This window comes from Clostridium acidisoli DSM 12555 (genome assembly GCF_900176305.1).
GTDB lineage: Bacteria > Bacillota > Clostridia > Clostridiales > Clostridiaceae > Clostridium_I > Clostridium_I acidisoli.
In genome coordinates, this window is record NZ_FWXH01000023.1 from 24,338 (window position 1) to 32,392 (window position 8,055).

An 8,055-nucleotide genomic window follows, 5' to 3' on the forward strand; every position below is an offset into this window, starting at 1 on the left:
CCCCATGAAAAATTTTATTAAAACAACAAAGAAATGTATAATACTTTTTTTAATAATAACATTGTCATCAATAAGCTTAACTGGCTGTAGAGATAATTATGAAATTGAGCAGCTTGCAATAGTTCTTGGTTTAGGTTTTGATTTTTCTAAAAGTGGTATTACAATAACTCTTCAAGTGTTAAAAAATCAAGATACTAATGACAATACAAGAGTTAATATATATACTGCTACTGCTTCTGATGCTGATACTGCAATTTACAAAATAAGAAGTAGTGTTGGACGAAAGTTTATTTATTCACACATTAATTGCATTATAGTTAGCGAAAATGTTGCAGTCAAAAGCATTGCACCACTGCTTGACGTTACTATGAGGTTTAATGAAATTAGACCAAATGTTCCTCTTCTTGTAACAAAAGGTAAAGCTGCAGATATTTTATCAATGAAATCCAAGGATAATCCTATTTCTTCTTTTTCTATTATAAATGCATTAGAAGTTCAAAAAAATTTAGGTTTTACTGCTTTTTCTTCAAATTTAGATTTTGCTGAAAGTGTACAAAATGAGCCCTACATAACCTCTATTAGCGTCATTGATATTGATAGAAATTATTTTCGAAATTCTGATGCCAAAAGTAATAATGGTAGTATTTATACATTTCCAGGAAATGCGGTTTTCAGAAAAGATAAGCTCGTAGGTTATATGTCTCCAACTGAAGTTAGAGGTCTTAGTTGGTCTCGCGGAGATGTTCAATGGGGGAATCTTCAAATTAAAACGGCGGACAATAAAACTTTAAATTTTGATATTAAAAGAAGCAGTTCTAAAAGAACTGTAAGTTTTGAAAATGGAAAATTCAAATTTAAAATACTTGTTAAAGGTGATACAACAATTAGAGATATGTCTGGAAATACTGATCCAAATAAAAATCCAAATTCTTTAAAACTTTTACGACAGCGGCAAAATGAGGCTATTAAAAATGAAATTGAACTTGCAATTACAGCTGCTCAAAAAAGTTTAAAAGCTGATATTTTTGATTTTGGATCCTTAGTCTACAGAACATATCCACACCAATGGAAAAAATCAAAGGATAGTTGGGATAAAATATTTCCTAATGTAGATATTGAAGTAGTTGTGGACTCAACTATTATACAAACAGGAACAATTTCAAAATCACCGTTTTAATAGAGGAGAATTTATATGAGAGAAAAAATAACAGCTCATCAATTTTTATCAATTATGATATTGATTCCATTTGGAAGTGCCGTACTATTTTTTTTAGTTCCTGATGAAAAACAAAATATTTGGATTGCTTTGCTATTATATTCAGCATTTGATTTGATATTGCAATTTATATATACTAATCTTTATAAAAATTTTCCTGGAGACACTCCAGTTACATATATGCCTAAAATATATGGCAAGATATTGGGTTCCTGTATAAGTATGGCTTATATCTTATATTTTTTATATTTATCTGGCCGTGTGTTAAGAGATTTTTTAGAACTTATACAAAGTTTCACGCTTCCGAGAACACCTATTATTTTAACTGGTATATTATTGACAATAACAATAACATACGGTGTCTATAAAGGTTTGGAGAACTTAGGAAGTTTATCTGAAATTTTCATTATAGTTATTTTGATATCCCTGGCTTTTTTATGGGTTTTAACTTTTATAACAGGTGGTATTCTTAGAACTGAACATTTGCTTCCTATTTTAGAGGATGGTTTTTTGCCTGTTGCAAAAAATGGATGGTCACTTTTATCTTTTCCATATGGTGAGTTTATTATTACAACAATGTTTTATCCTTATGTGCTTCAGCAAAACAAAATAAGAAAAGCATGTTTTTTAGGTTGTATTTCTGAAGGCTTAATACTTGCCATCAATAACATTCTTTTTATTGTTACCTTAGGTGTTTTTTTTGCAAGTGTAAACAATTTTCCACTACTTGAATCCTTAAGACTTGTTCGTATTGGTGAATTTATAAGTAGACTTGATATATTATTTATTATATTGTTATTAGAATGTGGTTTTTTTAAGATAAGTCTCACACTTTATGCTAGTATTCTAGGTGCAGTTCAGCTGTTTAACATTAATAAACACTGGGGACTTATATGCATATTATTTGGAATACTAATGCTTACAACCTCCTTATCTATTGCTACAAATTATCCTGAGCACATAAAGATTGGCTTAGATATTATAATCAATAAAATAAATTTACCTCTCCAAGTATATATACCAACTTTTACTTTTTTATTTTTAAATTTTAAGAAACTTTTGCATCTTAAGAAAAACACTTAAGATGCTTTTCTTTTTTCAAGCATTCGTTCCAATAGTTCTTCATATACTGGCTTTGAATTTAAAACATCTGAAACTACATAGGCTACTAAACATACAGCTGCCATGGGCATAAGTGCAAAAACTGAACCTGTCATCTCAACTATGAGTACAATTCCGGTAATAGGTGCTTTTACAATTGCCGCAAAATAACCAGCCATAGAAAATACAATTAAATTTGCTGCATATATATTACTAAATCCAAATAAACCATGAATTATATCAGCATAAATAAGTCCTATTATGGCACCAATTGCAAGTAACGGCAAAAAAATTCCTCCTGGAACTGCTGAACCATAACTTATCATTGTAAAGATAAACTTAACAATCAATACTACGATTAACAATTTAAATGAAATTGGAACGGCTAATAAATTATTAACTAAATCTTCTCCACCACCTAATACTTGTGGTAAAAAAATCCACAATAAAGCTGCCATTAAAAACGGTATTATAGTCTTTATATATATAGGCATATTTTTAAGCTTACCGTATATATCCTGCGATTTATACAAACTTTTGTTAAATATTACACCCATTACTCCTAATATTATTCCTAGACCTATGAGATAAACATAATACTTTAATGGTAACGCCTTCATATTTTCTACATTAAACATTGGTTTTAATCCAAAAAAATATTTTGACACTAAAGCTGCTGTAATAGATGCTGCAAATGCTGAAACCATAATTTTTGAAGAAATTTTTTTATGAACCTCCTCTAATGCAAAAATTCCTCCAGCTATTGGGGCATTAAACGCTGCTGAAAGACCTGCGCTTGCACCACTAGTTATAAGATATTTTTCCTCTGTTTTTAATCTCTTTAATATCTTGCTAAATCCCTGTCCTAAAGCTGAACCCATTTGTACTGATGGCCCTTCTCTTCCAAGTGATAATCCTGCTGCTAAGCAAATTATTCCACCTATAAACTTCCAAACTATAAGCCTCCACCAACTTATTTCCATTTTGTCAGTTAGAGCACCTTCCATTTGTGGTATTCCACTGCCTGAAATTATAGGTTGTTTTTTTACAATAAAGCCAACTACAAAACCAGCTAAAACAAAACCCATAATCCATAATGGAATAAAAAATTTATTGCTGCTTATATTACTGTATATATGTGCCGTTATAGAAAAAGATTTTTCTATCATAAGTCTATACAATACTATAATTATTCCAGAAAATAGTCCTACAATGATGCTCTCTATTAATATTTTCATTTCAAAGCTACGTAAATTTAATAAAATTTTATTATTTCTCTTCAAAAGTACTAGCACCCCCTTAAGCTTTTCTTTTTTTAGTATAACAACTTATATGGCTAGTTTCAAATTTTCTTCTAAGCAGCTTCATTGTAATTATGGTATTATTATGGTATTGAATGAAAAATATTTATTATTGAAAGGATAAAATATGAATCTTTTAAGCATTGAAAACATATCAAAAAGTTATAGTGATAAAATACTATTTAAAGATATAAATCTTGGTATTAGCGAAGGTGACAAAATAGGTCTTATTGGTGTCAATGGCACTGGAAAATCTACTTTATTGAAAATAATCGCAGGTTTTGAAACCTCAGATACTGGAAAAATAATAAAAGGAAACTCTATACGTATAGAATACCTACCCCAAAATCCAAATTTTGAATCAGCTGCCTCTGTTTTAGAACAAGTTTTCAGAGGAGATTCACCTTCTATGAAGTTATTAGGACAATATGAAGAAGCCCTTACGAGTCCTAACACAAGCAGTGAAAGATTAATGACTTTGTCTCACGATATGGATTCCTTAAATCTTTGGGATCTTGAAAGTGATGCAAAATCTATTCTTACAAAACTTGGCATTAGTAATTTTAATGCTAAAATAGGTACTCTTTCTGGTGGTCAAAAAAAGAGAGTTGCACTTGTTTCGGCACTTATTAATAAGTCAGACTTATTAATTTTAGATGAGCCCACAAATCATCTGGATAATGAATCTATAGATTGGCTTGAACAGTATCTTAATAAAAGAAAAGGTGCTTTATTAATGATCACCCACGATAGATATTTTCTTGATAGAGTTACCAATGGAATTTTAGAACTTGATAATGCTTCTCTTTACAGCTATACTGGCAATTACAGTACCTTTTTAGAAAAAAAATTAGAAAGAGAAGATCTTTTAAAAAGTAGTGAAGAAAAAAAACAAAATCTTTTTAGAAAGGAACTTGCCTGGATAAAAAGAGGTGCTAAAGCAAGAAGCACTAAACAAAAAGCAAGAATAGACAGATTTGATCAGTTAAAAGAAAGTGCAAACAATATCTCAAAAGAAAATGTTGAAATTTCTGTTTCTTCTAGCCGTCTTGGAAAAAAAGTATTGGAGATTGAACATATAAGTAAAAGTTTTGGCTGCAAAAAACTAATAGATGATTTTAGTTATATTGTCACTAGAAATGATAGAATTGGAATTGTTGGTCCAAACGGTAGTGGAAAATCTACTCTTATGAATATAATCAGCAATAGACTTTCGCCAGATAGCGGTACTGTCGAAACAGGTGAAACTGTAAAGATTGGTGTTTTTTCTCAAGAAGTTTATGATATGAATGAAAGTTTAAGAGTTATAGAATATATTAAAGAAGGTGCTGAAATCCTTACTACTGCAAATGGTGATAAAATCAGTGCCTCACAAATGCTTGAAAAGTTTTTATTTTCAAAGGATATGCAGTGGACACCTATTTCAAAACTTTCTGGTGGTGAAAAAAGAAGATTATTTTTACTTAGGATTCTTATGGAAGCTCCTAATGTTCTTCTTTTAGATGAGCCTACTAATGATTTAGACATAGAAACTCTAACTATCCTAGAAGACTATATAGAAAATTTCAATGGAAGTGTAATAACTGTATCCCATGATAGATACTTTCTTGATAAAACCTGTGAAAAGATATTTTTCTTTGAAGGCAATGGTACAATATCTAAACATACTGGTAACTATTCTGAAGTAAGTGCGGAACTTATCAACAAGGAGCAAATTCTTGTCCACAAAACTGTGGATAAAAACAAAATAACTGTTCCTAAAAATAAAGAAAAAGGTTTAAAGTTTTCTTATAAAGAACAACGGGAATATGAAATGATAGATTCTGTTATTTCTGAATTAGAGTCAAAAAAAGAAGATATTCAAGAAAAAATAAATAACTCCTCCACCGATTATTCTCTACTTCAAAAATACATTGGAGAAAAAGAACAGATAGAAAAAGATTTAGATATCCAAATGGAACGCTGGGTATATTTGAATGAACTAGCGGAAAAAATTGAAAATTCCAAGAATTAAGTAGTAATTATTACAATAAACCATACTAATATAAAGCTAATTAGTATGGTTATATTTGCTAATGCCCCTACTAATTTTTCATCGTAATCAAATTCTATAGAGAAAGGTATAATTGCAGAAGCCACTGGTAAAATAAACCCAATTAACAAGGTGAACCTTGACATTTTATCAAATGGAGAAAAGATAAAAAATAAAATACCAACTACAAATCCTATAGCATATCTTAGTGCTAACACTAAACCTATATTTTTAAAATAACTTTTGTTAAAAGAAAAGCTTAGATAAATACCCAAAAGCAATAATGACATTGGCATGTTTGCTTTAGATATTATGCTAGATATATTTACAATTAACCCAGGAATGTGCAAACCTAAAACGTTTATAATAACTACTGCTATATATGTAATAAGTGGTACGGATTTAAATAACTTCTTGAGTATGTCTTTTACTTCAAATTTGGAGGATTCACCTGAGAAGTATGTTGCAATTATGTAACACAACACAAATATTATAACTGAATTTCCTACATCAAACATACCAAAGTATTTTACTCCCTCCTTTCCCCAAATAGCCTGGACCAACGGATACGCAAAAAGTCCTATATTAAATGCTGGTAAAAGCATAACTAGTACACCTTTTGTTTTTCTTTTCTTTTTTCTAAACACGTACAAACCTATAATTGATATAATAATTCCATATATTATAGCTATTAAAGTCAATTTGAGAAGTGAAATTTCTATTTTAAGTGTACTAAATGTGTTTATAATTAAACATGGAAGCGTTACATTTAGAACTATCCTTGCAATTCCCTCTCCATCTTCTTGTTTAACTATATTTATTCTTTTGCATACGTACCCCAGTATAATAATAAGCATTGAAACTAAAAATTGATTATTAATATTACTCATACAAAACTCCTCAAATCTATTTAAGATAATAATCCAATATCCTACTCCCTGCCCCTACTACAATTGCATCATCTTCTAAACTTCCACTACTGAAAATAATTCTAGATTCAGTAATATTTTTTATTTTATCCATAGCTTTGTTTACAGCCATTTCATAAAATATATCACATTTTTTTATGATTGGTCCTCCAATTATTATAAGTTCTGGATTTAATATATTCACTAAATTTGTAACACCAACCGCTAAGTAACTCGTAGCCTTATCAATAACCTCAATGGCTATCTTGTCACCACTTTTAGCCGCTTTTGAAAAGCTATCAATATTTATTTCAGATAAATCATATTGTATTTCTTCTGCAAAACTTGAGTATGAGCCCTCTTGTATTTCCTCTTTAAATTTGTCAATGATTGCTTTTATAGAAACATATGCTTCCAAACATCCTTTTTGGCCACAAGAACAATTTTTACCGTTTATATCTATAACTGTATGTCCAAAAGCTCCTTCATTTGAATTAGGGCTATTTAATATTTCTCCCTTTGAAAGCATACCTAATCTTACACCTACTCCTAAAATAATATATGCTATATTGTTAACGTTTTTCCCAACACCTTTTTTATGTTCACCAAGTACTGCAGCACTAGCACCATTTTCTAGCATTGTTATAAGCCCCGTTTTTTTTTCTATAATTTTTTTTATTGATACGTTTTTCCAACCTAACGCTGGAAAATTTAATGGATTAAGCATTTTACCTTCTTCCATATCAATTGGGCCAACTGCACCTATTCCTACTCCTATTATCTTTTCTTTATGAAATTCCTTGGAAAAATCATCAATAATATTACATATTTTTTCAAGTGTATCTTGTGGAACACTTTCTGAAAACATTCCAAAGCTACTGGATTTTAAAATATTTAATTCAATATCCATAAGTGCAACCTTTGTATACGTTCTCGAAATATCTATACCTATTATATATCCTGCTGAAGAGTTAACTCTATAAAGCCCAGGTTTTCTCCCTCCGCTAGACTCACCTATATCACAAATATATATAAGTTCATCTCTTATAAGTATTTCCATAGCTCTAGTTAGTGTTGAAAGTGTAAGTCCCGAAAGTTCTATTAGTTTTGTTTTTGATATTGGACCATACTCATGTATATAATTGTATAATCTTTTACTATTTGCACTTGCCCTGTTTTTGGGCTTTTTCATGTCTTTAAACATTTCATCACCTTTAATAAAATATAAATTTATTTACTTTTATTTATTATATCATAGGTTTAATATTTTTAAATTCGTAATATGAAGAAATTGCGAATCAATGGTGAAGGGTTTTAACGATTGCTTCGCACGTTAAAAGTCGAAGGGTCGCCAAATGGCGAGGTGATGGGTTTTATCCCTGCTAGACGCGGATAAAAGGTGAAGTGTTTATGGATAAATCCATAAAGGCTAAGGAAATTTTTCCTCCTTAGGTCGGAAAAATAATGAATTTATGTGTCTTAATATTTAGAGACAAC

The 8,055-nt window shown here is 29.9% G+C and carries 6 protein-coding genes; 3 read left to right on the forward strand and 3 right to left on the reverse strand.

Translation table 11 applies throughout. From position 1 onward, the window contains the following. Positions 1-4 precede the first annotated feature (4 nt). Both B8978_RS16845 and B8978_RS16850 read left to right on the forward strand, forming a co-directional pair. Positions 5-1,177, forward strand: coding sequence for a Ger(x)C family spore germination protein (locus B8978_RS16845; protein ID WP_084117460.1), 1,173 nt, complete (start codon positions 5-7; stop codon positions 1,175-1,177). Positions 1,178-1,192: 15 nt separating this feature from the next. Then, on the forward strand, positions 1,193-2,299 hold the full coding sequence (locus B8978_RS16850) for a GerAB/ArcD/ProY family transporter (RefSeq protein ID WP_084117461.1): 1,107 nt from the start codon (positions 1,193-1,195) through the stop codon (positions 2,297-2,299). On the opposite strand, the gene clcA is transcribed toward B8978_RS16850, so the two are convergent. Next, positions 2,296-3,600: a H(+)/Cl(-) exchange transporter ClcA gene (clcA, locus tag B8978_RS16855; protein WP_084117462.1), complete on the reverse strand. Its 1,305-nt coding sequence runs from the start codon at positions 3,598-3,600 to the stop codon at positions 2,296-2,298. The two genes, B8978_RS16850 and clcA, sit on opposite strands and share 4 nt — an antisense overlap. A 145-nt stretch (positions 3,601-3,745) precedes the next feature. On the opposite strand from clcA, the gene B8978_RS16860 reads away from it, so the two are divergent. Beyond that, positions 3,746-5,632 (forward strand): ABC-F family ATP-binding cassette domain-containing protein, encoded by a 1,887-nt coding sequence (locus B8978_RS16860; protein ID WP_084117463.1) that lies wholly within the window; start codon positions 3,746-3,748, stop codon positions 5,630-5,632. Here B8978_RS16860 and B8978_RS16865 read toward each other — a convergent pair. Both B8978_RS16865 and B8978_RS16870 read right to left on the reverse strand, forming a co-directional pair. Beyond that, positions 5,629-6,540 carry an AEC family transporter gene (locus B8978_RS16865; RefSeq protein WP_084117464.1) on the reverse strand — a complete coding sequence of 304 codons (912 nt, stop codon included), beginning with the start codon at positions 6,538-6,540 and terminating at the stop codon, positions 5,629-5,631. The genes B8978_RS16860 and B8978_RS16865 overlap by 4 nt on opposite strands. Before the next feature lie 16 nt (positions 6,541-6,556). Beyond that, positions 6,557-7,762, reverse strand: a complete 1,206-nt coding sequence (locus B8978_RS16870) for an ROK family protein (RefSeq protein ID WP_084117465.1) — start codon at positions 7,760-7,762, stop codon at positions 6,557-6,559. Between the last annotated feature and the right edge of the window lie 293 nt (positions 7,763-8,055).